Genomic DNA, 25,969 nt, shown 5'->3' with positions numbered 1-25,969 from the left:
ACTTGCGATGGATGTTGCCTCTCCTGACAGTGGAAACAGTCACCAGACCGCCCCAGGAGCGCCGTCCCCGCCGCCAGGCAAACCATTAAGGTAGCTTGAATCATTAGTGTCACCTCCACGTTAATTTTCATTATGAATCTTAACGAGGCGGCTTCCACGAAGCAGGCTGAGACTACCCATCCACCCACAAGAAGAATACCTAACCGTGGATAAATCCAGCGAACGAGTGATAGCCGCTACTCCCCCATCCTGTACCTTTTCACTGCATTCTCGCAGACAATCTTTCGCAGGGTCTTCTTGGGCAGCATGCTCATGGTCTCTTTAATGACCTCCTGGCTGCCCGGCCAGACGCCGTCTGGGTGGGGGTAGTCGCTGCCCCACATGAGATTGTTTTCGCCGATGTGCTCCGCCATATAGCCGACGCACGGGTCCTTCTGGAAGGTTGTCGCGCCCTGGCGGTACCAGTACTCGCTGGGCTCCAGGGACAGGCGCGGATTGAACTTCTCGTCCAGGTACTGGTCGTGGTACTTGATGTCCATGCGCTCGATGATGAAGGGCACCCAGCCGGCGCCGCACTCGCCGAGGACGAATTGGAACTCGGGGAAGCGGTCGCAGGCGCCGCTCATGATAATACTCACAAGCCACTCGGAACCGGCCAGCTGCTCCAGGGGCAAGTGTACGCCCTGGTAGGCCAGCTCATCCTGGGTGGGGTTCACCTTGGCGAAGGCAGCCTTGGCCTCCTCGCCCGGGTTGGGGCCGGGCACCTGAATCCCGCCGCCGCCTATGTGGAACGAAATGGGCATGTGGCACTCCGCTGATGCTTTCCATAGCGGGTCCCAGTAGCCGTCGCGCAGGTATATAGGCCGGATGGTGCCGGTCACATAGAGGTCGACGCCCCGAAGGCCCAGCTTGGAGGCGCGGCGCACCTCGTCGCCGGCCAGGGCGGGGTCGTGGATGGGGACGCAGGCCAGGGCGTACCACCGGCCTGGGGCCTGACGGCAGAATTTGGACACCCACTCGTTATATATGCGAAAGGTGTGGGTGAGGACTTCGGGGTTCTTAATCCTCATGCCGGCGGTGGTCATTCCGTAAAGCACCTCGGCGTCGACGCCGTCGCGGGCCATGTCCTCCAGGCGCAGCTTGGGGTTGATGGGGCGGGGCGGGCCTTCGTAGAAACCCGCCTCGTAGAGCTTATCTACGGTCCGATTGCGGCCCCGTCGGGGCGCGGTAAAGCCGAAGCCCATGCCGCCGTAGACGCCCAGCTCCCGGCCCTCCGTCACCCATCGTCCGCCTTTATCCGTCTCCACCACCTGCGGCATGACGTCTTTTAAGTGGGAAGGCCCGTTCTTGGTAAAGAGGTCGCCAGGCAGCCAGCTCATGTCCACGTGGGAGTCACCGGAGACTAGGTTGTACTGCATTTCGCCCTCCTTTGGCCTTATTTGCGACAATATATCACAAAGCCGACCCTGATTTGATATAAAACGTGGTTGGCTGGCTTTTTGACAGGCACATGCATCTTGAACGCTAGCCGCGCACGCGTTAACCTGTCATAATCCATGGTTAGGAGTTTTTGATGTCAGTACAGTTGAGCGACAGAGGCTTTACTTACGAGGTGGCCCAGGGATGGGGCAGGTTGCCTCTTGGGTGGAGCTTCAGGGAGGTGGCGGCGGTAGGCGTGGACTCAAAAGGCAACGTGTATGCCTTCAATCGCGGCGACCACCCTATGATCGTATTCGACCGGCAGGGCAATTTCGTCAAGTCCTGGGGCGAGGATATCTTCAAACGCGCCCACGGCGTGACCATGGGCGTTGACGACACTATCTGGTGTACCGACGACATGGACCACGCTGTCCGTCAATGCACTTTCGACGGCAAGGTGCTGCTGACCCTGGGCGCGCCGGGAAAGCCTTCGGGGTTTTACAGCGGCAAGCCCTTCAACCGATGCACCCACATAGCCATTTCTCCCGTAGACGGCTCAATTTTTGTCGCCGACGGTTACTGCAACGCAAGGGTCCACAAGTATTCGCCCAAAGGTAAACTGCTGAAGTCCTGGGGCGAGTCCGGCACCGACCCCGGCCAGTTCAATATAGTCCACAACATCGCGGTGGACCGGGAAGGCTACGTGTATGTGGCCGACCGCGAGAACCAGCGCATCCAGGTCTTCGATTCCAATGGCCTTTTCGAGACCCAGTGGGTGGATATGGCGAGGCCCTGCGGCCTTTATATAGACCTGTCGGACGAAGACCAGTTGTGCTACATCGGCGAGCTGGGCACGGCCATCGGCACCAACGAGGGCGCTCCCGGCCTGGGACCCAGGGTGTCCATCTACAATCTCAGCGGCGAGCTCCTGGCGCGCCTAGGCGACACCGGCCCCGGACTGGAGGACGGCAAGTTCATCGCGCCCCACGGCGTGGCCCTGGACCCCAACGGCGACATCTACGTGGCCGAGGTGTCCTGGACCAACACCGGCAGCAAGATGACCCCACCCCGCGAGATTCGGAGCCTCCAGAAGCTCAAAAAGGTCAAGACGCCGTCTATGCGCTGAGTAGCGGCCGGGGGAGAAAAGCATGGTTAAAGTCCTGGTCGTCCAAGGCGCGGGCATGAACATGCGCGGCAAAGCCCAAATCGATATCTTTGGAACTGACACGCTGGACCAGATAAATGCGCGCATTCGAGACTGGGCCAAGGGCCTGGGCATCGAACTGGAAATATTCCATTCGAACATCGAGGGCGAGGTGGTGAACAAGCTCTACGCAGCGCACGACTCCGGCGTGGATGCCGTGGTGATGAATCCCGCCGGATACACCACGGGCACTGGGCCGCTGCTGGGCGCCATCACTCAAATCAAATGTCCCGTTATTGAAGTCCACGCCTCCAACCCGTCAGCGCGGGGCACGGTTTCCCAGGTGCAGCGGGTGAGCAAGGGCCTGGTTTACGGATTTGGATATTTCGGTTACTATCTGGCGCTGCAGGCCGTTAAAGACCTGGCGTCTAAAAAGAAATAGCTTTACAGCTATGCATCAAATCTAGCTCAGGAAGTTTATGGACCAAAGTCAGGCACGAAAACGGTTTAGAAAGATACTAGAGCGGAAGGAGGTCATCTACCCCGCTTCCGTTTACGACCCCATCTCAGCCCGCATCGCCTTCGCCCTGGGCTTCGAGGCCGGCATCATGGGTGGCTCCCTGGCCTCAGCCTCAGTCCTGGCAGCACCGGACCTCATCGTCCTCACCCTCACTGAACTGGCCGACCACGTTAACCGCACCACCCGCGCCGCGGACATCAGCCTCATCGTCGACGCCGACCACGGGTATGGCAACGCGCTGAACGTGATGCGCACAGTACAGGAGCTGGAGTCAGCGGGGGCGTCGGCCCTGACCATCGAAGACACGGCCCTGCCCAAGCCTTTCCGGCAGAAGAAGGGCGGCGAGCTTATCGGCAAGGATGAAATGATCGCCAAGCTCAAGGCGGCGGTGGAGGCCAAACGGGACCCGGACCTGGTAGTGATAGGCAGAAGCAGCGCATTGCAGCACTGCCCGGAGCAGGCCATAGAGCGCATTGAGGCCTACGCCGGCGCGGGAGTGGACGCCCTGATGCTTATGGGCGCCACCAGCTATGAGCAGATAGCCGCCATCCACCACGCCACGGAGCTGCCCCTCATCATAGGTTACGTCACGCCCAAGACCGACGATCTAAAGAAGCTGGCCGATTGCGGCGTGCGCATAGCCCTGCGCGGCCACTTCTCCTTCTACGTGGCGGTCCAGTCTCTATACGATTCGATAAAGCACCTGAAGGACGGAGGCTCGCCGGAGGAACTGAAGGGGAAGATGGCTACGGAAGAGGTCATGAACATGGTCTTCCGCACAAAGGACTATAAGGACTGGCAGGAGAAGTACCTGAACTAGCCCGACAACTGATGCAAACAAAAAGGCCTCCGAACATATCGGAGGCCTTTGTAATTCATAGAGGCGGCTCTACTTCTTCCATTCCTTATCGGTGGGCCAGACGGTGTAGCTGCCCCGGCCCGCGCCCGCGGGGCCCTGGTCTCGCGCCTTCTCCAGCACCGGCGCCACCTTCTTGAAGTGGGGCGTCTGAAGGTGGGCGTCGAAGGCGGACTTGTCCTTATAGACTTCGTAGAGCCAGATGCGGTCCATGTGGTTGGCGTCCTGGATAACGTCGAACCGCAGGCAGCCCGGCTCGTTCTTCACCGACATCTGGGCGTCTTCGACAATGGCCTTCATGAACTCTTCGCGATGCTCTCGTTTGATCTGGATGGGCGATAGTATTACGTACATGCCGTTTCCTCGCAGACGATTTAGTTGTAAAACCGACCCATTTTAACAATCGGCAGGGCTGTCAACAATGGCTTGTCTGTTAGCCTCCGCCGCCGCCCTTGCCCAGACCCGGCTCCGTCATGCCGGTGGGGTCCAGCAATTTGTCCAGTTCTTTATCGGTCAGGCTGGTCTTCTGCTTGGCGACCTCTCGAATCGTCGACCCGCTGGCGGCCGCTGTCTTGGCGATGTCCGCCGCCTTGTCGTAGCCGATGGCCGGGGCGAGGCCCGTGGCCAGCATGAGGCCGCGCTCCACCATCTTCGGGCCGGTGTCCGTGGCCTTGAGGCCCTTGACGCACTGGTCGGCGAAGTTGTTGGCCGACGCCGCCAGCAGCGATATGGATTCCAGGAGGTTGTGCGCCGCCACTGGCATCATCATGTTCAGCTCAAAGTAGCCGCCTTGGCCGGCCTGGACCACCGTGGCGTCGTTGCCGATAACCTGGGCGGAGACCTGTATGACCGACTCGGCTATGACTGGGTTGACCTTGCCGGGCATGATGGAGCTGCCGGGCTGAACCTCCGGCAGGGCGATTTCGCCCAGGCCGGCGCGAGGGCCGGAACCGAGCCATCGAATGTCGTTGGCGATTTTGTACATGCTGACGGCGATGGTGCGCAGCGCGGCGCTGGCCTCCACCACAGCGTCTAGGGTGCACTGGGCCTGGAAGTGGTGCTGGGTCTCGCGGACTTTTATGCCCGTGGTCTGAGACAGCTTTTCGCAGACGCGTCGCGAGAACTCAGGGTGGGCGTTGACGCCGGTGCCGACGGCGGTGCCCCCCAGGGCCAGCTCCGACAGCTCTTCCTGGGCGTGCTGCAGCCGCTTCAGCGACAGCTTTATCTGACTGGCGTAGCCCTGGAACTCCTGGCCCAGCCGGACGGGCGTGGCATCCTGCAAATGCGTCCTGCCTGTCTTGATAATAGGCCAGAACTCCTTGCTCTTTTTATCCAGGGCTTGCTGCAGATTCTGGAGGGCCGGTATCAGTCTCTCCTTGATTTCGATAAGCGCGGCCAGGTGGATAGCCGATGGGATGACGTCGTTGGAGGACTGGCAGATGTTCACGTGATCGTTGGGGTGGACTTTGCGGGAGCCCAGGGGGTGGCCCAGGGTCTCGCCGGCGCGGTTGGCGATGACCTCGTTGGCGTTCATGTTGGTGGAGGTGCCGGAGCCGGTCTGGAAGATGTCGAGGACAAACTCGCGGTCAAAATTGCCGTCGGCGACTTCCTGGGCGGCCTTCACAACGGCCTCGCCGATAGTCTTGTCGAGGATACCCAGATCCATGTTCACCTGGGCCGCCGAGCCTTTAATCAGGGCCAGGGCGCGGATAAAGCCTCGAGAGAACCGGAGGCTACTGATGGGGAAGTTGAGGACGGCCCGCATAGTGGATGCGCCGTAATAGGCCTCGGCGGGCACCTCCATTGGCCCCATGGAGTCTTTTTCGATGCGAGTCTTTGCGGTCTTGGTGGTCATGCAGCGATACCCCTTCCAGGCGATTTATGTATGCGGGCAAAAGGATAACGCTTTTTCATGGGTTAGCCAACCATTGGCTCTAACTAACAAGCCTGCACACTTGTATCATTAAGTATCATCAGGTGTTCCGAAATGAAATCTACTATTTCAGTATGGCTATTCAGCTTAGTGCTGATTCTCTCTGTAGGGTGTGCTGAGAAGCCAGCTGCAACGTCAACGCCAACCCATACTTCCGCGCCACAAACAGCGACCCCCACGGCCTCTCCTACTCTCACGCCAACAGCTACCGCTACACCAAGCCTTTATGAAGGAACTGACCGAGAACGTAACTATGATCAGGCACAGCATAAGGACATGAACGAGCAGCTTGCAGAAATTGGTTCAAGGGTTCCTGAATTTGGTGGACTGTTTATGAGTGCAGACCAACGTGTTATTAACGTTTATTGGGTAGGGGAGCAAAAAAGTGGTGATATTCAAAGAGCTCAAGAAGCAATTGCAGATACTTTTGGAACCAAGAGGATTCCACAAGATGGAATCCGCTTAATACAAGGCGATTATACAATGGCCCAACTTTCTGATTGGTACTCAAAATTACGGACACAGAAGTTATGGCAGTATGGCGTTAATATGAAGGACTTAGACGAAAGTAAGAACCGGATATTCATAGGCACGGAAGGCGATAGCCCAAATGAAGCGGCAATAAAAGCCGTTCAAGAAATTCTTGCCAACCTTAACATTCCACGTGAAGCAGTCATCATAGAGCCAGCAGGAACGTTCAGTGCCCCACAGTGCCCACTTTCAGGGCCTTGTTGAGACTCTAGCAGTGCTTCAAATACAGATTGTACCTACCCCGCCCTCGCCTTCACGCCCACTAGCGGCCCTGAAACAACAACCCGCTCGTCATAATAAATCGGCGGATAGCAGGTGACCAGGCTGATGATGGCCGCCCCGCCGTCCTCGATGACCAGTTCGTTTTGATGGATGATTTTGCTGTCGGTGATGCGGTACAGGTAAGAGGCCTGGCCGTTCTCCACCTCTACATACACGGGTATGCCCTTCCGCAGCAGGCCAGCTATCTTGGGCAGGTTGGCAAAGACGTTGCCTTCGTCCCTGACCGGGCTTTGCAGGTGGCCGAAGAACCACGCCGTGCCCCTCTCGCCGGCATTGGCCGTCTCAGGGATGTGGCCCACCACGTCCTTGGGCGTCTGGTAGGCGCGGCTATCGCCAACGTTCTCGATTTTCAGGCCTTGCACCGTGGCTTCCATACTGATGGCGCGTATTAACATGCGGCTGGGCGGGTCTAAGGCGCCAACGACAGGGAGGGAGGTCGCGTCCACCGGCTCGTATCCATCCAGGGGCGGCGTCGGGATGTAGGCCTGGTGTTCGTCGTGCAACGGCTCCGCCCACAGGAGGGGGTTCAACACCTCGCCGGGGTAGAGGCCGAAGGACGCGATGGCGGCGTCGCTGGGCGAGGCTGACGGCGCATCGCCGCCGGAAGGCGTGGGCGCGCGGCCCCCGATAAGCCCGTCCGAGTTAGTGACGTCCACCGAGTCGCTGGGCAGCGAGACGTTAAGCTTGTCCAGACCCTGGTGCGCCTTCAACGAGTAGAGGAAATAGCCCCCACCGGCGGCCAGAAGCAACACGCCTATGGCCATAGCCGCCAGGACGGCCCTGGATTTCCAGGGATTTACCGCGGGCGTCTTTGCTTGACCAGGACCCAAATTAATCCTCCGGCGGGCCTAAAGGCGCGTCCGTTTTTTACGCGCCGGACGCGCCTGCCCACAGGAGAGGGTACGAGCGAAGGCGAGGGACTGGATGCGTTCTAAAGCGCCCTGTTAGGGGCGCTTTAGGAAGGTTACCGCATTCTGGGCGCATGGGCGGCGCCGCTGTTGATAGGCTCGTTGAGATAGATGTCGCCGTTGCGAATCTTTATATTGAAGCCACAGTCAGGATTTATACACACCCATGCCTTGTAGTGAACGGCAGCCCCCTGGCTACCGTAGTCCGAAAGCGGAACCAGCAGTCCTGTATTGCACCTCATGCACTGGGGTAGGGCCCTTTCTTCCACAATCCCTCCTAATCGCCTCGATGGTTTACCAAAGTCGTCGAAGTATAGCATCCACGTTTTCTGAATGACAAGTTAAAAGCAAGCGTATATGTAATAGATTTTCAGGCGCGCCTCAGCTTGCGTCCTGTGTCTGGCGTATGCGCTGGGGGCCGTCTATAATCAACCTCACGCCTACACGTGGGGCAATATTGTGATGGATGGGGGATTATCATGCCGACCCGCTCAAAATCAACAACCCTGGCATCCCTTCGACGCTCGGGTCACAAGCCCGCCAGCGTCAGGCAGGAGATGCGCAAGAACCTGGCGGAGAAGATCAAGAACGGCGAGAGGCTCTTTCCAGGCATAGTCGGCTACGACGACACCGTTATACCGCAGCTTGAGAACGCCATTCTGGCGGGCCAGGACATCATCCTTCTTGGAGAGCGAGGCCAGGCCAAGTCCAGGATTATCCGCCAGATGGTCTCCTTATTGAATGAAGAAGTCCCCGCCATAGCCGGCTGCGAAATCAATGACGACCCTTTCAACCCTATATGCACGCCCTGCAAAAACCGCATCGCTAAAGAGGGAGACAAGATAGAGATAGCATGGATCGCCCGCGACGAGCGGTACTCGGAAAAGCTGGCCACCCCCGACATCTCCATCGCCGACCTCATCGGCGAGGTGGACCCGATAAAAGTGGCCGAGGGCCGCTATCTGGCGGACGAGTACACCATCCACTACGGCCTGGTGCCCCGCACCAACCGCGGCATCTTCTGCATCAATGAGCTGCCTGACCTGGCGGAGCGCGTGCAGGTGGGCCTGTTCAACCTCATGGAGGAGCGGGACGTTCAGATAAAGGGCTATCGAATCCGCCTGCCGCTGGACATCTTCGTCGTCGCCACCGCCAATCCGGAGGACTACACCAATCGAGGCCGCATTATCACGCCTTTGAAGGACCGCTACGGCGCCCAGATACGCACCCACTATCCTCACGACACCAAAGACGAAATCGCCATCATGGACCAGGAGCGTTCCCGCTTCCTGAACGAAGACCAGGTTTTCATACCGCCATACTTCAAGGAGGTGATAGCGGACATCACCGCCCTGGCCCGCAAGAGCCAGCAGATAAACCAGCGCTCCGGCGTTAGCGTCCGCGTCTCCATCGCCAACCTGGAGACCGTCATCGGCAACGCCACCCGCCGCGCCCTTCGCAGCAACGAGGAGTGGGCCGTGCCGCGCATCAGCGATCTGCCTTACATTCAAGCCTCCTTCACGGGCAAAGTGGAGATGGAGTCTTTCGACGAGGGCAAGGAAGGAAAGATCATCGACGACCTGGTCAAGCGGGCCGTCCTGGGCGTCTTTGGCCGCCACCTGGATGTCAACGCCCTGCAACCCGTGGTGCAGTATTTCGAGGACGGAAAGTCCGTGGAGGTGGGAAGCCAGACGCCGGCGGCCCACTACGTGAAGCTGCTCTCCCAGGTGCCGGCCCTGGAAAAGGCCATCGCCAGGCTGGGGCCGGACAAGCGCCCCGAGGCCCAGTCCGCCGCCGTGGAGTTTGTCCTGGAAGGCCTATACCTGAACCGCAAGCTCAATCGTGAGAGCGTCAACGGCAGGACGCGCTACGGGGCCCTCACCGCCGCAGGCGCTCCCAGGCGTGAGAAGTAGGGCTGCAGGAATGGTATAATTCTATTGTAGTTTAGACCGGGTCTAGCTTTGGAGGCCTAGAGACAGATGAATACCGTTAAGACCGGCTTCTTCATGATGCTGCTGGGCGGTTTGCTGCTGGCCGTCGGATACCTGATGGGCGGCATGGGCGGCATCATCGTCGCCCTCATTTTCGCCTTCGTCCTGAACTTCGCCATGTACTGGTTCAGCGACAAGATCGCGCTCCGAATGGCCGGCGCCCACGAGGCCACGCCCGAAGCCGAGCCTGTGCTTCATTCGGTGGTCGATGAGCAGGTTGCCAAGGCTGGCATACCCAAGCCCAAAGTTTACATAATTAACAACGACTCCCCCAACGCCTTCGCCACGGGCCGCAGCCCCAAGCACGCTTCCATCGCCGCCACCACGGGCATCATGCGCATTCTCAATCGAGACGAGCTGGGCGGCGTCATCGCCCACGAGCTAGCCCACGTCGGCAACCGCGACACCCTTATCATGACCATAGTCGCCACTGTGGCCTCCGCCCTGGGCATGATTGCCTGGATGGCCCAGTGGTCCATGATATTCGGCGGCTTCGGCGGCCGGGACCGCGATGAGCGGGGAGGAGGCGGCGGGATTATCGGGATCGTTGGCCTGCTGGTCATCGCCATCCTGATACCGCTGATAACCACCATTATTCGACTCGCCATCTCGCGGACTCGCGAGTACCAGGCGGACGCCACCGGCGCCCGCACCTCCGGCACTCCTGAGGCCCTGGCCAGCGCCCTGGAGAAACTCCACATAGGTTCCAAGCGCAAGCCTATGGAGGCCAACACCGCCGTCGCCCATCTGTTCATCGTCGAGCCTATGCACAAGGGCGCAATGGGCTTCTTCAACGCCGACAGCCTGATGAACCTATTATCCACCCACCCGCCCATTGCGGAGCGGGTGAAGCGTCTGAGGGCAGTAAAGGAAGGATGGTAAGCCGCGCGTCGGCCCTGGTTACCGGCGGCGCGGGATTTATCGGCTCGCACCTGGTCGAACGCTTGGCGGGCCTGGGCCTTCGCGTTGCGGTGGCGGACGACCTCAGCACAGGCAAGCGGGAGAACCTCCCTACCCAGGCCAAGTTCTACCCTGCCTCTATCACCAGCCCTGACCTGGATAGGGTCTTCGAGGCCGAGAAACCCAGCATAGTCTTTCACAACGCCGCGCAGATTAGCGTCAGCGTATCAGTTCGAGAGCCGGCTAAAGACGCGGAGACTAACGTCCTGGGCATCCTTCGAGTGCTGGAGCTATGCCGCCGTTACAAGGTCGAGAAGCTGGTCTTCTCTTCCACCGGCGGCGCTCTGTACGGGGAGCCGGAATACCTCCCCTGCGACGAGGGACACCCCATAAATGCGCTCTCGCCTTACGGGACGTCCAAATACGCAGGCGAGCAGTATATGGAGCTTTATGGCCGCATCCACGGCCTCAAGTCCGTGGCCCTGCGATACGGCAACGTGTACGGGCCTCGGCAGGACCCCCACGGCGAGGCAGGCGTAGTGGCCATCTTCGCCAGCATGATGCTGGCGGGGAAGCAGCCCACCATTTTTGGCGACGGCCTCCAGGAACGGGACTTTGTATACGTGGACGACGTGGTGGAAGCCAACATTCTAGCCATGAAACCCGGCATAGCCGGCCACTACAATATCGGCACCGGAAACGGCGTCAATGTCAATCGTGTGTACAAGATCCTCAGCGCCGCCTTGGGATACAAATCGGAGGCCAAGTACGGGCCGCCCCGTCCGGGGGATGTCTACAAAATCGCCCTGGACGCCTCCAAAGCCCGGCGGGAGCTAGGCTGGTCGCCAAAAGTTGGCATCGATGATGGGCTGCGCCGCACCGCCGATTTCTTTCGAAAGGCTGTGGGCGTCCAGGCGCGGGTTTAAATCATTGGGAGGTCGCGATAAATGCAGCAGTATGACGTTATCATCTTAGGCGGCGGCGCCGCGGGCCTCAGCGCCGGCCTTTATACCACCCGCGCCATGCTCAAGACCCTTATCCTGGAAAAGCTGGGCTACGGCGGCCAGATCCTGGTCACCGACGTTATCGATAACTACCCGGGCTTCCCGGAAGGCATTAAAGGCCCGGACCTGGGCATTCTGATGGAGAAGCAGACCAAACGCTTCGGCGCGGAGATGAAGTTTGAGGAGATCACCGGCGTCTCCCGCCTCGACGCCAAGCTGAAGCAGGTCCACACCACTGAGGGCACTTATCACGCCAAGACCATCATCATCGCCGCCGGAGGCTCCCATCGAAAGCTGGGCGTTCCCGGCGAGGAGGAGTTCTCAGGCAAAGGCGTGTCCTACTGCGCCGTCTGCGACGGCAACTTCTTCAAGGGGCAGGACGTAGTGGTGGTCGGCGGCGGCGACGCGGCTTTAGACGAGGGGCTCTACCTGTCGGGCCTGGTGAAGCAGGTCACGGTAGTTCATCGCCGCGACGAGCTTCGCGCCAGCAAAATCCTCCAGGAGCGGGCCTTAAAGAACCCCAAGTTCAAGTTTCTATGGAGCCACGTGGTGGAGGAGATTAAAGGGAACGGACAAATGGACCGGGTGCAGGTCAAAGACCTCAAGTCCGGCAAGAGCTATGAGTATCCCGCCACCGGCGCGTTTATCTACATTGGTTTTGTGTCCAACACCGAGTTCCTGAAGGGCCAGGTGTCCCTGGACGAGACCGGCCACGTAAAGACAGACATAAACATGTCCACCGGCATCCCCGGCGTATTCGCCGCCGGCGACATCCGCTCCCAGTCCTTCCGCCAGCTAGGCAACGCCGTCGGCGACGGTATCGCCGCCGCGCTGTCCGCCTACAAGTACATCACCGAAGCCCATTAACCACGGCCCAGGCAATATAAAAGGCCCTCCGATAATCGGAGGGCCTTTTGATTTTTATTACGTATCGGCCTAGTGGCCGTGGCCTTCGTGACCGCCGCCGCCACATCCCCCAGCCCCGCAGCCGCACCCACCGGAGCCGCATCCGCCGCTGGCGGCCGGGAAGTCGGGGTTGGAGATGATGAAGCCGACGCGGGTAAGGTCTTCGACGAAGTCGATGGTGGCCTTGTCCAGGAAGGGGGCGCTGTCGGAGTCCACCAGGAACTTGAGGCCGTCGCGGTCAAGAGTCATGTCGTCGGGCTGGGTCTCATCCTCCATAGTGAGCATATACTGCACACCTTGGCCCTGGGGTATGGCGATAACGCGCAGGGCGGCCTGGGGCGTGCCTTCTTCCTTCAGGACCTCTTTAATCTTCTCCGCGGCAACACTGGTGACTTCCAGCATTAACCCCTCCTTTGATTCACATACCTGCACGTACAACCGTAGCAGGATTGCGTCAGCGTTGTCAATGGCTTTAGCGCTTTTTATCACACTATGCTGTTTATATCCTGGGCCCCTTCTATAATAGTAGCTAGGGGATGTGATAGATGGATGCGGTTGGGAAACTTCTGCTTATCGCGGGCGGGGTGATAGTCCTGGCGGGGCTGGCGGTGCTGCTCATGAACCGGCTGGGCCTTGGCCGCCTCCCAGGCGACATTGTAGTCCAGCGCGACAATTTCACCTTTTACTTTCCCTGGGTCACCAGCATTATAGTCAGCATCCTTTTATCCCTAGTCCTTATGATTGTCTTCCGCTTCTTTGTCCGATGACATAAGTAATCCCTTCGATACTTGTCTCTGCCCAACGGCCCCGATACAATCCAGCCAGTTAGCCCATCGAGGTCTGCCCTTGCCGCAACGAGTCGCCATCGTCGGTGTTGGATACACGCCGTTCAGGCCCGTGTCGCCGGAGGTCTCCTTCCGCGAGATGATCTTCGAGGCCGCGACTAAGGCCTACGAGGACGCAGGCATAACGCCGGCCCAGGTGGACACCTTTATGTCTGTGACCGAGGACTATATGGAAGGCACCGCCATCGCGGACGAGTATGTGCCCGACCAGCTCGGCGCCGTCCTCAAGCCCGTCCACACTATAGGCGCCGACGGCATCGCCGCCCTGGGCGCCGCCGCCATGCAGCTAGCCACCGGCGCCTTTAACGTCGCCGTCATTGAAGCCCACAGCAAGGCCTCCAACGTCCTCCGCCCCGCTCACATCGAGGCCTTCGCCCTGGACCCCGTTTTCATCCGTCCCCTGGCCTTCCATCCCCACTTCATCGCCGGCATGGAGATGCGGGCGTTTATGGAATCGTCCGGCCTGACGAAGGAGCAAATCGCGGCGGTGGTCGAGAAAAACCGACGCCGCGCCCTTCGCAACCCCCTGGCCGCCTACCCCGCGCGGGTTTCCGCCTCCGACGTGCTCTCCTCGCCGCCCGTGGCCGATCCCCTGCGCGAGCTAGAAGTCGCCCAGCGGGCCGACGGCGCTATCGTTCTGGTACTGGCGACGGAGGAAGCCGCCAAGAAGCTCAGCGGTACGGCAGTTTACATAAAGGGCGTCGGCTGGAGCCAGGACACGCCTAACCTGGAAGCCCGCGACTGGTCCCGCGCCCGCTACGCCGAGGCCGCTGCGCAGCGGGCCTACAAGATGGCAGGCGTTAAGAACCCAGTCCGCGAAATTGATTTCGCTGAGGTTGACGACGCCTTCGCCTACAAGGAGCCTCAGCACCTCACAGCCCTTGGCTTAAATGGCGCCAAGCTGCCGGTCAACGTTTCCGGCGGCAGCCTGGGCTGCGGTTATACCCACGATATGTCAGGCATTCGCAGCGTTCTGGAGTGCGTCCTCCAGCTTCGAGGCCATGCCGGCGAGCGCCAGTTAGACCGCGCCCGCGCCGGCCTGGCGCAGTCCTGGCGGGGCATCCCCACGGCGAGTGGGGGCGTAATGGTGTTGGGGAGATAAGACACTACCTAGATGGGCACTCAACGTCTTCCACAGGTAAACGGTGCAAGAGTTGTTCGGGCATTAAGAAGAGCAGGTTGGACTGTTCATAGAGTCCATGGTTCACATCATATGTTGGTGAATGCTAATAGACCGGATGTTACGATAGTTGTGCCAGTACATAACCGACCCGTCAAAAAAGGACTTTTATCAGACATCCTTGAGCAAGCAGGTCTAAGTATTAGTGAGTTAAAAGATTTGCTTTAGGTGAGAAAATGAGACTCTCATATACGGTACTACTAATTCCAGGTGAAGCGGATGAGGGAGGCTATTGGGTCAAAATTCCAGCCCTTCCTGGCTGTGTAACTCAGGGTGAAACCGTAGAGGAAGCGTTAAAAAATGCAGAAGAAGCGGTCCAGGGCTATATCCTCAGTCTGAAAGAGCGCGGGCTTCCCATTCCGGGTGAAAACGCCCAGACTACCGGGCTAATATCACTTGTCTCGGTTGAGGCGTAAACCTTGGCCTATAAATCCCGCGTAGCTGTCGTTGGCGCTGGACTCACCAAGTTCATGCGCCGCGCCCTTGAAACCCCCAAGGAGCTGGCCTTCGAGGCCTCTCGCGCCGCCCTGGACGACGCCGGCCTGCAAATCAGCGACATCGACTGTGTCGTCGGCGTGACGGCACCCGACGCCTTCGACGGCGTTCATATGAACACCGAGTATTTCGCCGACGGCGCAGGCGCCCACGGCAAGCCTTACATGCGGAGCTTCGTCGGCGGTGGCAGCGGTGTCTTTAGCGCTATCCACGGCTGGTACCACATCGCCAGCGGCTACTTCGACACCTGCCTGGTGGTGTGCGAGGAGAAGATGTCCTCGTCGCTGCCTCACCCTCAGGGTGCCTTCAACGCTATCTACGACCAGTTCATCGAGCGCCCTCTGGGGGTGAACCTTCTCTGGATCTTCTCGCTGGAAATGAACCGTTACATGAACGCCTACAAAGTTCCCATGGAGACCTTCGCGCGGGTAGCCCAGAAAAACAAGCGCAACGGCCTCGACCACCCCTCTTCCCAGAGAGGCATCGCCGGCGACTTCACTATCCAGCAAATCATGGAGTCGGAGGTCATGGCCTGGCCGGTGCATCGTCTAATGGTGTCGCCCATCAGCGACGGCGCGGGAGCGGTGGTGCTGGCGTCGGAGGAGTTCGTGAAAAAGCGCGGCCTCAAGCCTGTGTGGATTGAAGGCGTAGGCTGGAACCTAGACACCTCCTATTGGACGACTCGCGACTTAGCCTACCCTCGTTACGTCGAAAAAGCCGCCAGGATGGCCTACGACATGGCGGGCGTCAGAGACCCCCGCAAAGAGATTCACTTCGTCGAGCCATACGACCCCTTTGCTTATAAAGAGCTGCACCATCTGGAAGGGTTGCAGCTAGCGGACAAGGGCCAGGCCCCCCGCCTAGCCGAGGAGGGGTTCTGGGACCGGGACACCACCAGAGGCATCCCTGCCACACCATCGGGCGGCCTCCTAGGCGTTGGCAACCCCATCGCCGCCGCGGGCATGATGAAAGTGGCCGAGCTTTACTGGCAGCTTAAGGGCCAGGCGGGCGCGCGGCAGGTAAAACGGGAGGTGCAGCGGGGGCTGGCGCAGGCCTGGGGCGACCTGATGCAGGTGGGTACGGTCATAATTATGGGCAAGGACAAGAAGTAATGAAACCCTTCGCTGGAACCTCCCTGACTGACCAGGCCTTAGCCCAGGGCGAAGTCCTGGCGACTATGTGGCGTGTCAAGGCCGACTACGCTTGGGACACCGGCCAGGCTGTCGGCAAGTTCCTCGCCGGACTAAAGGAAGGCAAGCTTCTGGGCGTCCGATGTCCACAGTGCAAACGCACCCTTATCCCCCCTCGCGGCTTTTGTGAGCTTTGCTTCCGCCCCATCAACGACTGGGTGGAACTGCAAGACACCGGCATCATCAACACCTTCTCCATCTCCTTCGTGAACTGGGACGCCACTCGACGCGAGACCCCCGAAATCCCTGCCGTTATAGAAATCGACGGCGCCAGTGCTGGTATGGGTATCCTCCATCTGCTAGGCGAGGTAGGCGATGATCTAGAGGACATACGCCGACGTGTGAAAATCGGTATGAGAGTGCAGGCGGTATGGAAGCCCGCCGCTGAACGAGAGGGCGCGATTACGGATATTAAATACTTCAGGCTATTAAAATAGTATCCACATGGGCACTTTCAACATCGACATCGAGATAAGGGATACGCAGGGCAGGCGGTTTGAGCGAGTGTCCGCCATGGTTGATACCGGCGCGTCCTACACCTACGTCCCTCGCTCGATATTAGAGAAGCTCGGCGTAAAGCCCACCTTCAAGTTTCCCTTTATTCTCCCCGACGGACGTGAGGTCCAATTGGACATGGCTGAGACTAAAGTGAAGTTTGACGGTATGACAAGGACACAACTTGTCGTTTTTGGCGAGGAGGATACGGAACCTCTTCTCGGCGCTTTTTCGTTAGAGAGCTTTGGGCTGGCGGTTGACCCCCTAAAAAGAAAACTCTTTCCAGTCCCTGGCTCTTTAAGGTAAATCAATGCTAGAAAAAACCAACCGCTCCACCCCCTCTCGCGCCGTTCAGGGCAACATCCCTATATACCACCGCTACACCCTGGGCGTCGCCGGCGAACGGTTCTTCAAAGCCTTGCGCGACCAGCAGCAAATTCTCACCTCCCGATGTCCCCAATGCGGCAAGCGATGGCTGCCGCCCAAGATGTACTGCGAAAAATGTTTTGTCGAAATGACCGATTGGTCGCCGGTGGAAGGGCCGGGCGTTATCACAGCCTTCACCGTCCTGCACCGCACGCTGGATGAGGAGCCGCTGGAAAAGCCCATCGTCGCGGTTATGGTGGGGTGGGACGACGTGGAAGGCGGGCTGCTGCACCGGCTGGAAGGCGTGGAGGCGTCGAAGGTAAAAATTGACATGAAGGTCGCGCCCGAGTGGTCGGACAAACGCACCGGCAGCCTGGAGGACATCCGCTTCTTCCGGCCCGCTTGACCTGGCTTCCTTCCTGCCCTACGGTAGCCGCGAATACTATGGGCAGCAAGGAGGCGACTATGCCTATTCAACGCTTCGACCCCGAAAACCAGGCAGCCAAACGCGGGTGGGTCCACGCCATCAAGGCTGGCAGCTTCGTTTTCATCGCAGGCCAGGGCGGCCATAGACCTGACGGCACTATCGCGTCCGATTTCATTGGTCAGGCCAACCAGACCTTCGAGAATATTAAGTCCGCCTTAGCGATGGCGGGCGCAACGCTAGACCAGGTAGTGAAAATGACCGTTTTCGTGAAGGACGAGAAAGACATGGACGCCTATCGCGCCGTCCGCGCCAGACATATGAAGGCCCCGAATCATCCCACCAGCAGCATGATCGCGGCGAAGGCATTGGCTTTCCCAGAGCTTCTCATCGCGATAGAAGTCTGGGCCTACGTGGGGTAAGTCGGCGTTCCAACAGTCCGCTTGACCTGGCCTGCGTGCTGGAATACAGTAGCCCCGCGACACCAACCATCGTAAGGAGGCTGACATGCCTGCTCAGCGTTTTGACCCCAAGGGCCAGGGCCCCGCTAGAGGATTCATCCCCGCCATCAAAGCCGGCAACACTGTGTACGTCTCCGGCCAGACCGGCCGCAAGCCTGACGGCACCATCCCATCGGACATCACCGGCCAGACCACTCAGACCTTCGAGAACCTGAAATCCGCGCTGGCGCTGGCCGGGGCGACGCTGGACCAGATTGTGAAAATTACCGTCTACGTCACCCACAAAGAGGACATGGACCCCTTCCGCGCCGTCCGCGCCAAGTACATGAAGAACCCCAACTACCCCACCAGCACCCTGGTGGTAGTCACGGCCCTGGCACAGCCTGAGCTTCGCGTCGAGGTCGAGGCCTGGGCCTACACCGGCTAGTCGATACCCATTCCCAACCCGCGCCGCCGTCCGCCTCAGGCCGATGGCGGCGCGCCCTTTTCGGTTATACTCTAAACGTAAACCTATGCAATTCACCTTTGACATCGGCGACGCCTCCACCCCCAAGGGCCACGCCCTAGTGTACTTTCGAGGCGCGGTCCACCCTGGCAAAGTCTTCGCTACTTATCTGGTGGTGTTCCCGCTAAAGATAAACATCGCCAAGTACGTGCCGCCCTTCCTGGCATCATCCCTAGGCGGCGCGTCCATGGGCGAAATCTCCTCCTTCCCCATGCCGCCGGCCCCTGAAGAGGTCGAAAGCTACGACTGGCTGGTGCGCCTGGCCAAGTCCCGAAGCGATGACCTGATTTTCGGCGGCGACCTGGGCAACTTCGATGTAGCCGTAGCCATGCAGACCGTGGGGGAAATCGCTCAGCGGTATACCGACATGTGGGACTCGCACCATAAGGCCCAGAGCGCCGCTGCCCAACCAACCCCAATTGAGGAGGGCGCGGCCTTTAACGAGGTCATGTTCGGCCTTCTGGGCGAGCGCGACAAGCTGGGCGAGCTTTCCCGCCTGCTGGTCCGACTGCGCTTCGCCGTGGAAAGCCGCGACAAGCTAATGCAGCGGGACGTGGAGGAGGAGATGCGCCTTTTGGGCCGCTATATGCCCGAGGAATACAAGATCGGTCAAGTTATACAGTGGGCTAAAGACCCGTCGGACAAGGGAGCGCGGCTGGCCCAGCTCTATGTCGACCGGTGCTACAGCCTCTCGGACAAAGACCAGTCCAGAATAGGGAAGCTGGATCAGGAGATAAAATCGCTGGAAGGCTAGATACCCAGCCTGGTGGCCTCCACTGACAGGCGGGCGTCAGGGGGAACCGTGTATCTTTCCCATCTAAAGCTGACTAACTTTAGAAGCTTCCAGCACCTGGAACTGGCCCTGCCGGAAGGCCCCTCCATTTTTGTCGGCACCAACGCCCAGGGCAAGACCACGCTGTTGGAGGCCGTTTACCTCCTTGCCATCGCCAGGGCCTTCCGCGCCGAGAACGAACGCGAGGTGGTCAACTGGCGCGCCGCTACAGCAGGCCATCAAGCCGCCGTCGACGGGCTGCTGATAGGCGACAACGGCCGTCTTCGCGTTATCGTCGGCTACCAGCCGACGAGGGCCACGCCTGCGCCTCAGCCCTCGCCTTCCGACGGCGTTGGTATGCTGGTGAGGAAGGAGATTCGGGTGGGGGGCGTCCGCCGCTCCGCCGCCGACCTGGTGGGCGTGCTCAACGCCGTCCTCTTTTCCGCCGACGATATCCAACTGGTGACCGGCGCGCCATCGCAGCGACGCCGCTTCTTAGACATCCTCATCTCCCAGGCCGACTCTTCTTACCTGCGCTCGCTGCAGCGCTATCAGAAGGTCCTGCAGCAGCGCAATCAACTGCTTAAGGCCCTGCGCGAGGGACGGGCGAAGGAGCCTGAACTCGACTTCTGGAACGTTGAGCTTACGAAAGAGGGCGCATTTATTACGACAAAGCGCGTCGATGCCGTGAGGCTGCTATCGGTGAAGGCCAAATCGCTGTTGAAGGAGCTGACGCAAGGACGTGAGGCCCTTGAGATAGACTACCGGCCCAGCGTGGAGGCGGAAAAGAACGGCACGTTGGAAACTCGCATGGCCCAGGCCCTGACGACCAGCCTGCGCCGCGACCTCAGCACCGGCTCCACCAGTGTCGGCCCTCACCGCGACGACTTCAAGCTGCTTATCAACGGCGTGGATATGTCCAGCTATTCGTCCCGGGGCCAGGCCCGCACCCTGGCGTTGGCCCTGCGACTGGCCGAGGCGTCCTATCTGTCGTCGGTCAAGGGCGAGCCTATCATGCTGCTGGACGATGTACTTTCCGAGCTGGACGTGCAGCGCCGCCGGCAGGTGTTGGAACGGGTCCAGGGCTTTCGACAGACCCTTATCACCACTACCGACCTGGCGCCCTTCGAGTCGGGGTTCCTTGCCATGGCGACCATCTACGGCGTCAACAAGGCCTCCGTGCAGGTGGTCAAAGGGGCGGGACAGGTGCTGTCCAGCGAAATCGAGGCGAGGCTAGGACTTCTTGGCGCCCCGGAGTCTTAACTTCACGCCGGTCCGCTCCTCGTAGAGCGTCGCCACCACGTCGCTGTCCTTCGGCCCCAGACCACGGCCCATAGCCTCGACGTACCTCTGTTCCAGCACGTTGGCAACCTCCATAGGCAGCCCCAGCTCCTTGCCCAGGGCGGAAGCCAGCCCCATGTCTTTGGCCGCCATCGCGAGGCTGAAGCCGGGATCGAAGTCGCCCTTGAAGAGCTTGTTGGGGTACTTCTTTTCCAGGGCGTAGTTCTGGCCGGAGCCGCTGGTGATCGCCTTGGCCAGCACCCCCAGGTCCACCCCTGCCTTCACACCCATGGTCAGCACCTCGGGCAGGAACGCGGCCAGACTCAGCGTCACCAGGTTGTTGCATATTTTGCACACCATCCCGCTTCCCAACGGCCCGCAATACATAGCCTTGTCGCCAATGCAGTCCAGCACGGGCTTGACCCGTCGATACACCGCCTCGTCACCGCCCACCATAACCGCCAGGGTGGCGGCCTCGGCGCCAACGACCCCGCCGCTGACCGGGGCGTCCAGCATATCGACACCCCTGGCTTGCAGCGCCTGGGCTATCTTGCGCGTCGATGTCGGCGAGCTAGTAGACAGGTCGATGTACACCGCGCCCCTGGCAGCGCCCTCTATGACGCCATCCCCGCCCGTTACCGCCGCCTCCACCTCCTTAGGCCCCGGCAACGAGGTGAAGACTACGTCGCTGCCCTGGGACGCGGCCTTGGGCGTGGCGGCCCATTTGGCGCCCATCTCCTCCAGGTTGGTGGTTGCCTTGTGTACCAGGTCGTGCACCTTCAGCTGGTGGCCTTTTTCGATAAGGTGGCGAGCCATGGGGTTGCCCATGCGCCCCGTGCCGATGAAACCTATCCTCATTTCACACCTGCCCTGAATACTGTTAGCGGCTGAATTGTAGCACCGCGCAAAACAAAAGACGCCCCCTGATTGAATCAGGGGGCGTCGGAAAACACTGGCTCAGGCTATCTCTTTTCCATCTCCACCTTCATATTGTGCAGGAACTTGCGGTCCTGTCCGGGCGCCGCCATTCCAATCATCAGCTTTAGAAGAGGCGTGGCGAGAATCATAGCTCCCGGCACCTTGGTCATCTTCATGTGATGCACCACTCGCGTCCCAGTGCCTTCCGGCCTGATATTAAAAGTATGATCAATCTCCATCTTGTTGGGCATGGCTGATCGGAAGGCGAAGGTCTTGTTGGGATCAACCTTGGTGATCTTCACTATGTCGCCCTTCTTGCCGGCATGGCCGGAAGAGTACTCGGAGCCGACGACGTTGCCGTTGCCGCTAAGCTGCTTGATCTCTATGTTATGAATGGACCACTTGGCGTGGCGCGTAAGATCGCTCAAGGCGGGAAAGACCTTCTCCGGCGGGGCGTTTATAGACACCTGAGTAGTAGGCATGGGACCTCCTTCTCCTTTAAGTGCCGGTTGGCATCCCTTAAAATGGCAGAGATAATAACTCGAATTCTTGTTTTTGTGAAGAGGGGCAGGCCAATGGCGGGACGAATGCTACTTAATGCGACGAAATACGTAATCGATTGATAGCCAGGTTCATGATCTAACTTAGGCCTCTAGTCCTCCAGCCCCAGCGCGAAACGCATTGAAGCCTCCACCGCGCGCAGCTTGGCCGAAGACAAAACGCCGATTCGTTCTTTAAGACTGGCTTTGGGTCCCGTGATGATGACATCCAGATTTGCGACACAAGATTTGGGAAGGCCCTCCTCCGGCCCTAGAGATACCTCGGTGGAAAGACCTCTTCTGCGTGTCGTAATAGGGGACATGATAACGAATTCTCTAAGGGAGTAAGCTTCATCACGAGATAGAAGCACCACCGGCCTACGGCCCGATGGAGGCGGCAGGTCTGCCCACCACACCTCACCCCGCCTCACTTGTCATCCTCAGAGTCCCAAGGATATTCATTAAGGACCTCTCGAGAAGCTCCTTGAAGCCAATCCAGCCCTTCTCGAGTCTCGGGATATTTAAGGTAGCCCTGAATATATTTTTGTATGGCCTCTGTCTCTCGCTTTAGAAGGGCCTCAGCAGCCTGACGGAAAAAATCGCTGCGACTCTGCCCTCGCGACTTGCGCTTTTTCTCAACAGCATCCAAAACGGAATCTGGAAGGCTAATAGCTATCTTAGCCATAGCAGCACCTCGGTATGACAATGGTATGAAAGCAGTATGACAGCATGATCGGCGGTCGTCAACACGGAGAATCGCAATGTTGAGGGAAAGCTGGCTGCCCGACCTGGATTCGAACCAGGGTTACATGATCCAGAGTCATGTGTGCTACCGCTGCACCATCGGGCAGTGCGAAATTCCATCTAATCCTATCACGGGATTGGGGTCAAGACTAGGTTATGCTAAAATAGCCTCAGCGTGGCGCATTCGTCTAGTGGCCTAGGACATCGCCCTCTCAAGGCGGAGATCACGGGTTCGAACCCCGTATGCGCCACCAACAAGCCTTTGCGGCGGGTGTCTTTTGCAAGATTGGAAGTCTCGAATCTCCATAGACCCAAGAACATGTCATGGACGGCCATGCATTAAGGGCACTTGAGTGTGGGTGTCCCTCATCGTAGATAATCTTGCTGCCGGCGCCACTGACGAAGAGATAATTGAAGCTTTTCCTGCCCTTACCAGAGAGGATATAAGAGCAGCCCTGGCCTTTGCCGCTGAGATGGCTCGCGAGCGGTTCGTAGACCTATCTCCAAAAGCCGGATGAAGGTCAAACTTGACGAAAACCTCGACGTTAGGCTTGTTGAGCCGTTGCGAACCGCAGGCCATAACGCAGCCAGTGTTAAAGAGCAAGGAATTAGCCGGCTAGATGATGCATCGCTCCTCAGATTATGCGGCGCTGAAGGAAGAATTCTAATCACCTTGGACTTGGACTTCGCCAATGTCCTCCGCTATCCCCCCCCGCAGAATCGTTAGGGGTTGTAGTCCTTCGCAGCCCAAACCAACTCTTCGCCACTACGAAGCTCCTCATCGAAACGCTGATCAGGGCGTTACGGACAGAAACTCCAACAGGAAAGCTATGGATCGTGGAGCCTGGACGGCTTAGGGTACATGAGGATAGCGAGGTAAAGTAAGCTAACTAGCTAGTCTACCTTACCCCCGCCATCTCCCTCGCCTTCAGCTTCTCCTCGAAAAACCGCAGCATCTTACCCCACGAGTCCTTGGCAGCCCGCTCTCGGTAGCTGTCCGCCAGGAAGTTCTGGAAGGCGTGGCCGGCACCGGTGTACGAATAGAACCTGTGCTCCTTGCCGTGTTTAGTCAGCTCTTTACTTATCTTATCCACGTCTGCGGGGGTGGGGTTGGGATCGTCTTTGCCAAAGAAGCCGATGATGGGGCACGCGACGCTCTTGGTGCGATCGAAGGGGGTGGGGCCATCGCCGCCCCAGGGCTTGAAAATGTTGCCGCCGTAGAAGCACGCCCCGGCGCTGAAATCCTTACTGGCTCCCGCTGCCAGATACACCACCCGTCCGCCCATGCAGAACCCTACAATCCCTACCTTACCTGCGCCCGCGTTCCTTAAATACGACACTGTGGCGTTCACGTCAGCAATAATCTCACTGTCCTTCAACAAATCGATGCGGCGCTTGCCCTCGGGCAGCCTCTCGGGCTGGCGATGGAACAGGTCCGGCGCCACGGCGGCGTAACCCTCCCGCCACAGCCGATTGACAACATCCTGGGTAAACCCATCGACGCCCGCGCCGTGATGGATGACCACCACCGCCGGGTGCGGGCCGTCGCTGGAGGGGACGGCGGCGTAAACGCGCATGGCGTTGCCGCCGACGCTGGCGTTGTCCCATCGGACTGTCATATCTGCCTCCTAATTCTCTAACTGTCGTTCATTCGGGAAGGTCAAAACGAGAGCGATGGTTGACGTCAGGAGAAATGGCAACACCACATACCATTTTGCCCCTAAGACGCCTAAGATTAGACCATAGACAGCAACACTCTGGCAGAAACTGGCACGAATCAGGAAGGCTAACGGAAGGGGACAGTAGGCTTGTTATTGTTTGGTTCTCCACGGAGTATCATTCTTTTAAAGGTGAAGTAAGGTTGAATGAGGTTTATAACGCCAATTACGGCCAGGGCAATAGTTGTTAAACGGAGCAAATCAGGTTGATCATCGATAATGTACTCATACCCAATGCGCTCCAGCCACAGAAATACCGATAGATATGCGACGATGGCAAGAAGGAAAAAGCTGTAAATCGTTCTACCCAGGGTTATTGATTTCTTGGTGCTTTCATCCACAAGCAACCTCCCATGACGGGATGAAATATGCAAATTTGCGGTTACAACCTTGGAAGAACGACTTCAGTAGATTGCTAAATCGCCCCCTGCTGCCGCAGCAGCACCAGGTCGTCTTTGGAGTACTTAAGCTCCCTGCAATACACCTCTCGATTGTGCTGGCCCAGCAGCGGGGCGGGCCTCCGAAGGCTCCAGGGGCTGTCCGGCAGGCGGAACATCTCCCCCGGATACTTAATCTTGCCGATGACCGGGTGCTCCACCCCGATGAAGTAGCCGCGCTCGTCTAGCTGCGGGCAGTTCACCAGGTCTTCGCTGGTCTGCACTACCCCCGCCACAAACCCCTCCTCCATGAACGTGTTGTAATAGTCGAACTTCTTCCATTCGTTCTTGATGATAGGGAGCAGCAGGTCGTCCACCTCTTCTCGATTGTCCAGCACCTTCTGCCGCGTGTCATATTTGGGGTTCTCAAGCTCCGGATGGCCCAGCAGGGTGGCGTACTCCTTAAAAGGCGCGGTAGGCCGTCCCTTCTGCATAGTGGGCGATATATACCCGTCCTTAGTTGGCACTATGCCTTCGTATTGGATGCCCTTGGTCGAAAAGGCTTCCACCTTGGGCGCGCGGCGCTCGATAGTACCGCTGTAAACGTATCTGGTTGCGCTGTCGTAGTTGTGGGCCGCCACGCACTCGGCCAGCGACAGGTCGATGTGCTGGCCCTCGCCTGTCATGTATCGCGAGAACAGCGCCGCGGACACGGTGTAGGAGCCGATGATGCCGCCCATGTAGTAGCTCTGGGGGTGGCCGTGCTTCAGGGGCTCGCGGGCATAGGCCCCGCTGGTCAGCATCATCCCGCTCATGGCGTAGTAGGCCAGGTCGTTGCCTGCGTAGTCTTTATACGGTCCGTCCTGCCCAAAGTGCGTGATGGAAAGCACTACCAGCCCCGGATTAATTTTCTCCAGGTCTTCGTAACCGAGGCCCAGCTTTGCCATGTATCCAGGAAGGAAGCTCTCGATGAGCACGTCCGCCTTCTTCACCAACTCTAGGAATATCTTCCGCCCTGACGAGTTTTCCAGGTTCAGCGTCACGCCGCGTTTGTTGCAGTTGAGGTAGAAGTAGAGAAGGCTCTTTTCAGGGTGTGGGTCGTCCTTAAAGAAGGGGCCGGCGCTGCGGGCCGGGTCGCCGTGGCCCGGTGGCTCGATTTTTATAACCTCGGCTCCGTAGTCCGCCAGCAGCTTGGCGCAGAAAGGCCCGGCGATGTTGCCGCTCAGGTCCAGGACGTTGAAGTGGTCTAAAGCTAAGCCAGGCAT

At 59.0% G+C, this 25,969-nt stretch carries 33 protein-coding genes, 2 tRNA genes and 1 pseudogene; 22 read left to right on the top strand and 14 right to left on the bottom strand.

The genetic code is table 11. The features are described from left to right. Positions 1-236: 236 nt before the first annotated feature. Positions 237-1,418: a hypothetical protein gene (locus FJ320_01075; GenBank protein MBM3924572.1), complete on the bottom strand. Its 1,182-nt coding sequence runs from the start codon at positions 1,416-1,418 to the stop codon at positions 237-239. Between the two features lie 155 nt (positions 1,419-1,573). Between FJ320_01075 and FJ320_01070 the strand changes: the two genes are divergently transcribed. From FJ320_01070 to FJ320_01060, 3 genes are read left to right on the top strand one after another with little or no spacing between them, the layout of a single operon-like run. Next, positions 1,574-2,545: a hypothetical protein gene (locus FJ320_01070; protein ID MBM3924571.1), complete on the top strand. Its 972-nt coding sequence runs from the start codon at positions 1,574-1,576 to the stop codon at positions 2,543-2,545. A gap of 22 nt (positions 2,546-2,567) precedes the next feature. Continuing rightward, complete coding sequence (locus FJ320_01065) at positions 2,568-3,005, top strand: type II 3-dehydroquinate dehydratase (GenBank protein ID MBM3924570.1); 438 nt, start codon at positions 2,568-2,570, stop codon at positions 3,003-3,005. 37 nt (positions 3,006-3,042) lie between these two features. Continuing rightward, the gene (locus tag FJ320_01060; GenBank protein ID MBM3924569.1) at positions 3,043-3,903 is read left to right on the top strand and encodes an oxaloacetate decarboxylase; all 861 of its coding nucleotides are present in this window, start codon (positions 3,043-3,045) and stop codon (positions 3,901-3,903) included. 69 nt (positions 3,904-3,972) lie between these two features. On the opposite strand, the gene FJ320_01055 is transcribed toward FJ320_01060, so the two are convergent. Both FJ320_01055 and FJ320_01050 read right to left on the bottom strand, forming a co-directional pair. Next, positions 3,973-4,293, bottom strand: a complete 321-nt coding sequence (locus FJ320_01055; protein MBM3924568.1) for an antibiotic biosynthesis monooxygenase — start codon at positions 4,291-4,293, stop codon at positions 3,973-3,975. Positions 4,294-4,372: 79 nt separating this feature from the next. Beyond that, on the bottom strand, positions 4,373-5,794 hold the full coding sequence (locus tag FJ320_01050) for a class II fumarate hydratase (GenBank protein ID MBM3924567.1): 1,422 nt from the start codon (positions 5,792-5,794) through the stop codon (positions 4,373-4,375). 132 nt (positions 5,795-5,926) lie between these two features. Here FJ320_01050 and FJ320_01045 point away from each other — a divergent pair, with 132 nt between their 5' ends. After that, entirely contained in the window at positions 5,927-6,607 is a 681-nt protein-coding gene (locus FJ320_01045; protein ID MBM3924566.1) for a hypothetical protein, read from the top strand. A gap of 32 nt (positions 6,608-6,639) precedes the next feature. On the opposite strand, the gene FJ320_01040 is transcribed toward FJ320_01045, so the two are convergent. Continuing rightward, positions 6,640-7,515 carry a sortase gene (locus FJ320_01040; GenBank protein MBM3924565.1) on the bottom strand — a complete coding sequence of 292 codons (876 nt, stop codon included), beginning with the start codon at positions 7,513-7,515 and terminating at the stop codon, positions 6,640-6,642. Positions 7,516-7,649: 134 nt separating this feature from the next. Further along, the gene (locus FJ320_01035; GenBank protein ID MBM3924564.1) at positions 7,650-7,835 is read right to left on the bottom strand and encodes a hypothetical protein; all 186 of its coding nucleotides are present in this window, start codon (positions 7,833-7,835) and stop codon (positions 7,650-7,652) included. Positions 7,836-8,072: 237 nt separating this feature from the next. On the opposite strand from FJ320_01035, the gene FJ320_01030 reads away from it, so the two are divergent. From FJ320_01030 to trxB, 4 genes are all read left to right on the top strand, one after another. Next, positions 8,073-9,506, top strand: a complete 1,434-nt coding sequence (locus FJ320_01030) for a magnesium chelatase (GenBank protein ID MBM3924563.1) — start codon at positions 8,073-8,075, stop codon at positions 9,504-9,506. A gap of 66 nt (positions 9,507-9,572) precedes the next feature. Beyond that, the gene (locus FJ320_01025) at positions 9,573-10,466 is read left to right on the top strand and encodes a protease HtpX (GenBank protein MBM3924562.1); all 894 of its coding nucleotides are present in this window, start codon (positions 9,573-9,575) and stop codon (positions 10,464-10,466) included. Further along, positions 10,460-11,410 carry an SDR family oxidoreductase gene (locus tag FJ320_01020; protein ID MBM3924561.1) on the top strand — a complete coding sequence of 317 codons (951 nt, stop codon included), beginning with the start codon at positions 10,460-10,462 and terminating at the stop codon, positions 11,408-11,410. Before FJ320_01025 ends, FJ320_01020 begins: the two co-directional genes overlap by 7 nt. A gap of 21 nt (positions 11,411-11,431) precedes the next feature. Next, a complete protein-coding gene (gene trxB / locus FJ320_01015; protein ID MBM3924560.1) occupies positions 11,432-12,355 on the top strand; it encodes a thioredoxin-disulfide reductase in 924 nt (307 codons plus the stop codon). Positions 12,356-12,424: 69 nt separating this feature from the next. Here the strand turns inward: trxB and FJ320_01010 are convergent, their stop codons facing one another. Next, positions 12,425-12,796 carry an iron-sulfur cluster assembly accessory protein gene (locus FJ320_01010; GenBank protein ID MBM3924559.1) on the bottom strand — a complete coding sequence of 124 codons (372 nt, stop codon included), beginning with the start codon at positions 12,794-12,796 and terminating at the stop codon, positions 12,425-12,427. A gap of 143 nt (positions 12,797-12,939) precedes the next feature. Here FJ320_01010 and FJ320_01005 point away from each other — a divergent pair, with 143 nt between their 5' ends. The 12 genes from FJ320_01005 (at position 12,940) to FJ320_00950 (ending at position 20,390) form a co-directional block, all read left to right on the top strand. Next, entirely contained in the window at positions 12,940-13,161 is a 222-nt protein-coding gene (locus FJ320_01005; GenBank protein ID MBM3924558.1) for a DUF2905 domain-containing protein, read from the top strand. 157 nt (positions 13,162-13,318) lie between these two features. Next, positions 13,319-14,341 (top strand): acetyl-CoA acetyltransferase, encoded by a 1,023-nt coding sequence (locus FJ320_01000; GenBank protein ID MBM3924557.1) that lies wholly within the window; start codon positions 13,319-13,321, stop codon positions 14,339-14,341. Between the two features lie 12 nt (positions 14,342-14,353). Next, entirely contained in the window at positions 14,354-14,587 is a 234-nt protein-coding gene (locus FJ320_00995; protein ID MBM3924556.1) for a type II toxin-antitoxin system HicA family toxin, read from the top strand. Positions 14,588-14,595: 8 nt separating this feature from the next. Further along, positions 14,596-14,835 (top strand): type II toxin-antitoxin system HicB family antitoxin, encoded by a 240-nt coding sequence (locus FJ320_00990; protein MBM3924555.1) that lies wholly within the window; start codon positions 14,596-14,598, stop codon positions 14,833-14,835. Between the two features lie 54 nt (positions 14,836-14,889). Then, on the top strand, positions 14,890-16,026 hold the full coding sequence (locus FJ320_00985) for a thiolase domain-containing protein (GenBank protein ID MBM3924554.1): 1,137 nt from the start codon (positions 14,890-14,892) through the stop codon (positions 16,024-16,026). Further along, entirely contained in the window at positions 16,026-16,541 is a 516-nt protein-coding gene (locus FJ320_00980) for a Zn-ribbon domain-containing OB-fold protein (protein ID MBM3924553.1), read from the top strand. Before FJ320_00985 ends, FJ320_00980 begins: the two co-directional genes overlap by 1 nt. A 7-nt stretch (positions 16,542-16,548) precedes the next feature. Then, positions 16,549-16,905 carry a clan AA aspartic protease gene (locus FJ320_00975; protein ID MBM3924552.1) on the top strand — a complete coding sequence of 119 codons (357 nt, stop codon included), beginning with the start codon at positions 16,549-16,551 and terminating at the stop codon, positions 16,903-16,905. Positions 16,906-16,909: 4 nt separating this feature from the next. Beyond that, a complete protein-coding gene (locus tag FJ320_00970) occupies positions 16,910-17,371 on the top strand; it encodes a Zn-ribbon domain-containing OB-fold protein (protein MBM3924551.1) in 462 nt (153 codons plus the stop codon). A 38-nt stretch (positions 17,372-17,409) separates the two neighbouring features. Beyond that, entirely contained in the window at positions 17,410-17,811 is a 402-nt protein-coding gene (locus tag FJ320_00965) for a RidA family protein (GenBank protein MBM3924550.1), read from the top strand. A gap of 85 nt (positions 17,812-17,896) precedes the next feature. After that, positions 17,897-18,277 carry a RidA family protein gene (locus FJ320_00960; protein MBM3924549.1) on the top strand — a complete coding sequence of 127 codons (381 nt, stop codon included), beginning with the start codon at positions 17,897-17,899 and terminating at the stop codon, positions 18,275-18,277. A gap of 85 nt (positions 18,278-18,362) precedes the next feature. Beyond that, positions 18,363-19,109 (top strand): hypothetical protein, encoded by a 747-nt coding sequence (locus FJ320_00955; protein ID MBM3924548.1) that lies wholly within the window; start codon positions 18,363-18,365, stop codon positions 19,107-19,109. Continuing rightward, positions 19,110-20,390 carry a DNA replication/repair protein RecF gene (locus tag FJ320_00950; GenBank protein ID MBM3924547.1) on the top strand — a complete coding sequence of 427 codons (1,281 nt, stop codon included), beginning with the start codon at positions 19,110-19,112 and terminating at the stop codon, positions 20,388-20,390. On the opposite strand, the gene FJ320_00945 is transcribed toward FJ320_00950, so the two are convergent. The 5 genes from FJ320_00945 to FJ320_00925 all read right to left on the bottom strand — a co-directional run bounded on the left by FJ320_00945 (position 20,361) and on the right by FJ320_00925 (position 22,715). Then, entirely contained in the window at positions 20,361-21,266 is a 906-nt protein-coding gene (locus FJ320_00945) for an NAD(P)-dependent oxidoreductase (GenBank protein ID MBM3924546.1), read from the bottom strand. The two genes, FJ320_00950 and FJ320_00945, sit on opposite strands and share 30 nt — an antisense overlap. A 104-nt stretch (positions 21,267-21,370) precedes the next feature. After that, the gene (locus FJ320_00940; GenBank protein ID MBM3924545.1) at positions 21,371-21,808 is read right to left on the bottom strand and encodes an SRPBCC family protein; all 438 of its coding nucleotides are present in this window, start codon (positions 21,806-21,808) and stop codon (positions 21,371-21,373) included. 170 nt (positions 21,809-21,978) lie between these two features. Then, positions 21,979-22,296: a type II toxin-antitoxin system PemK/MazF family toxin gene (locus tag FJ320_00935; protein ID MBM3924544.1), complete on the bottom strand. Its 318-nt coding sequence runs from the start codon at positions 22,294-22,296 to the stop codon at positions 21,979-21,981. After that, positions 22,293-22,550: a ribbon-helix-helix protein, CopG family gene (locus tag FJ320_00930; GenBank protein ID MBM3924543.1), complete on the bottom strand. Its 258-nt coding sequence runs from the start codon at positions 22,548-22,550 to the stop codon at positions 22,293-22,295. Before FJ320_00930 ends, FJ320_00935 begins: the two co-directional genes overlap by 4 nt. A 91-nt stretch (positions 22,551-22,641) precedes the next feature. Further along, positions 22,642-22,715: transfer RNA gene (locus FJ320_00925), tRNA-Gln, on the bottom strand. A gap of 71 nt (positions 22,716-22,786) precedes the next feature. On the opposite strand from FJ320_00925, the gene FJ320_00920 reads away from it, so the two are divergent. Then, positions 22,787-22,863 (top strand) — tRNA-Glu (locus FJ320_00920). A gap of 24 nt (positions 22,864-22,887) precedes the next feature. After that, positions 22,888-23,127, top strand: a pseudogene (locus FJ320_00915) (DUF433 domain-containing protein). Positions 23,128-23,508: 381 nt separating this feature from the next. Here FJ320_00915 and FJ320_00910 read toward each other — a convergent pair. The 3 genes from FJ320_00910 to FJ320_00900 form a co-directional block, all read right to left on the bottom strand. After that, positions 23,509-24,228 carry a dienelactone hydrolase family protein gene (locus tag FJ320_00910; protein MBM3924542.1) on the bottom strand — a complete coding sequence of 240 codons (720 nt, stop codon included), beginning with the start codon at positions 24,226-24,228 and terminating at the stop codon, positions 23,509-23,511. Between the two features lie 167 nt (positions 24,229-24,395). Continuing rightward, on the bottom strand, positions 24,396-24,668 hold the full coding sequence (locus FJ320_00905; protein MBM3924541.1) for a hypothetical protein: 273 nt from the start codon (positions 24,666-24,668) through the stop codon (positions 24,396-24,398). A gap of 74 nt (positions 24,669-24,742) precedes the next feature. Beyond that, complete coding sequence (locus FJ320_00900; protein MBM3924540.1) at positions 24,743-25,969, bottom strand: CoA transferase; 1,227 nt, start codon at positions 25,967-25,969, stop codon at positions 24,743-24,745.

The organism is SAR202 cluster bacterium, from assembly GCA_016872285.1.
Taxonomy (GTDB): domain Bacteria; phylum Chloroflexota; class Dehalococcoidia; order Lucifugimonadales.
Note: the sequence above shows the minus strand (reverse complement) of the source record. Positions and strands in the feature narration are given on the sequence as shown.

What these genes read in the sequence shown, in the direction of transcription:
- FJ320_01025 (MBM3924562.1), top strand. Translation starts at nt 9,573, where the DNA reads ATGAATACCGTTAAGACCGGCTTCTTCATGATGCTGCTGGGCGGTTTG.
- FJ320_00965 (MBM3924550.1), top strand. Translation starts at nt 17,410, where the DNA reads ATGGGCAGCAAGGAGGCGACTATGCCTATTCAACGCTTCGACCCCGAA.
- FJ320_00955 (MBM3924548.1), top strand. Translation starts at nt 18,363, where the DNA reads ATGCAATTCACCTTTGACATCGGCGACGCCTCCACCCCCAAGGGCCAC.
- FJ320_00940 (MBM3924545.1), bottom strand. Translation starts at nt 21,808, where the DNA reads ATGCCTACTACTCAGGTGTCTATAAACGCCCCGCCGGAGAAGGTCTTT.
- FJ320_01030 (MBM3924563.1), top strand. Translation starts at nt 8,073, where the DNA reads ATGCCGACCCGCTCAAAATCAACAACCCTGGCATCCCTTCGACGCTCG.
- FJ320_00995 (MBM3924556.1), top strand. Translation starts at nt 14,354, where the DNA reads ATGGGCACTCAACGTCTTCCACAGGTAAACGGTGCAAGAGTTGTTCGG.
- FJ320_00910 (MBM3924542.1), bottom strand. Translation starts at nt 24,228, where the DNA reads ATGACAGTCCGATGGGACAACGCCAGCGTCGGCGGCAACGCCATGCGC.
- FJ320_01050 (MBM3924567.1), bottom strand. Translation starts at nt 5,794, where the DNA reads ATGACCACCAAGACCGCAAAGACTCGCATCGAAAAAGACTCCATGGGG.
- FJ320_01055 (MBM3924568.1), bottom strand. Translation starts at nt 4,293, where the DNA reads ATGTACGTAATACTATCGCCCATCCAGATCAAACGAGAGCATCGCGAA.
- FJ320_00960 (MBM3924549.1), top strand. Translation starts at nt 17,897, where the DNA reads ATGCCTGCTCAGCGTTTTGACCCCAAGGGCCAGGGCCCCGCTAGAGGA.
- FJ320_01035 (MBM3924564.1), bottom strand. Translation starts at nt 7,835, where the DNA reads ATGAGGTGCAATACAGGACTGCTGGTTCCGCTTTCGGACTACGGTAGC.
- FJ320_01070 (MBM3924571.1), top strand. Translation starts at nt 1,574, where the DNA reads ATGTCAGTACAGTTGAGCGACAGAGGCTTTACTTACGAGGTGGCCCAG.
- FJ320_01060 (MBM3924569.1), top strand. Translation starts at nt 3,043, where the DNA reads ATGGACCAAAGTCAGGCACGAAAACGGTTTAGAAAGATACTAGAGCGG.
- trxB (MBM3924560.1), top strand. Translation starts at nt 11,432, where the DNA reads ATGCAGCAGTATGACGTTATCATCTTAGGCGGCGGCGCCGCGGGCCTC.
- FJ320_00970 (MBM3924551.1), top strand. Translation starts at nt 16,910, where the DNA reads ATGCTAGAAAAAACCAACCGCTCCACCCCCTCTCGCGCCGTTCAGGGC.
- FJ320_01020 (MBM3924561.1), top strand. Translation starts at nt 10,460, where the DNA reads ATGGTAAGCCGCGCGTCGGCCCTGGTTACCGGCGGCGCGGGATTTATC.
- FJ320_01010 (MBM3924559.1), bottom strand. Translation starts at nt 12,796, where the DNA reads ATGCTGGAAGTCACCAGTGTTGCCGCGGAGAAGATTAAAGAGGTCCTG.
- FJ320_00945 (MBM3924546.1), bottom strand. Translation starts at nt 21,266, where the DNA reads ATGAGGATAGGTTTCATCGGCACGGGGCGCATGGGCAACCCCATGGCT.
- FJ320_01065 (MBM3924570.1), top strand. Translation starts at nt 2,568, where the DNA reads ATGGTTAAAGTCCTGGTCGTCCAAGGCGCGGGCATGAACATGCGCGGC.
- FJ320_00975 (MBM3924552.1), top strand. Translation starts at nt 16,549, where the DNA reads ATGGGCACTTTCAACATCGACATCGAGATAAGGGATACGCAGGGCAGG.
- FJ320_00900 (MBM3924540.1), bottom strand. Translation starts at nt 25,969, where the DNA reads ATGCCTGGCTTAGCTTTAGACCACTTCAACGTCCTGGACCTGAGCGGC.
- FJ320_00990 (MBM3924555.1), top strand. Translation starts at nt 14,596, where the DNA reads ATGAGACTCTCATATACGGTACTACTAATTCCAGGTGAAGCGGATGAG.
- FJ320_01075 (MBM3924572.1), bottom strand. Translation starts at nt 1,418, where the DNA reads ATGCAGTACAACCTAGTCTCCGGTGACTCCCACGTGGACATGAGCTGG.
- FJ320_00985 (MBM3924554.1), top strand. Translation starts at nt 14,890, where the DNA reads ATGCGCCGCGCCCTTGAAACCCCCAAGGAGCTGGCCTTCGAGGCCTCT.
- FJ320_01005 (MBM3924558.1), top strand. Translation starts at nt 12,940, where the DNA reads ATGGATGCGGTTGGGAAACTTCTGCTTATCGCGGGCGGGGTGATAGTC.
- FJ320_00930 (MBM3924543.1), bottom strand. Translation starts at nt 22,550, where the DNA reads ATGGCTAAGATAGCTATTAGCCTTCCAGATTCCGTTTTGGATGCTGTT.
- FJ320_00980 (MBM3924553.1), top strand. Translation starts at nt 16,026, where the DNA reads ATGAAACCCTTCGCTGGAACCTCCCTGACTGACCAGGCCTTAGCCCAG.
- FJ320_01045 (MBM3924566.1), top strand. Translation starts at nt 5,927, where the DNA reads ATGAAATCTACTATTTCAGTATGGCTATTCAGCTTAGTGCTGATTCTC.
- FJ320_01000 (MBM3924557.1), top strand. Translation starts at nt 13,319, where the DNA reads ATGATCTTCGAGGCCGCGACTAAGGCCTACGAGGACGCAGGCATAACG.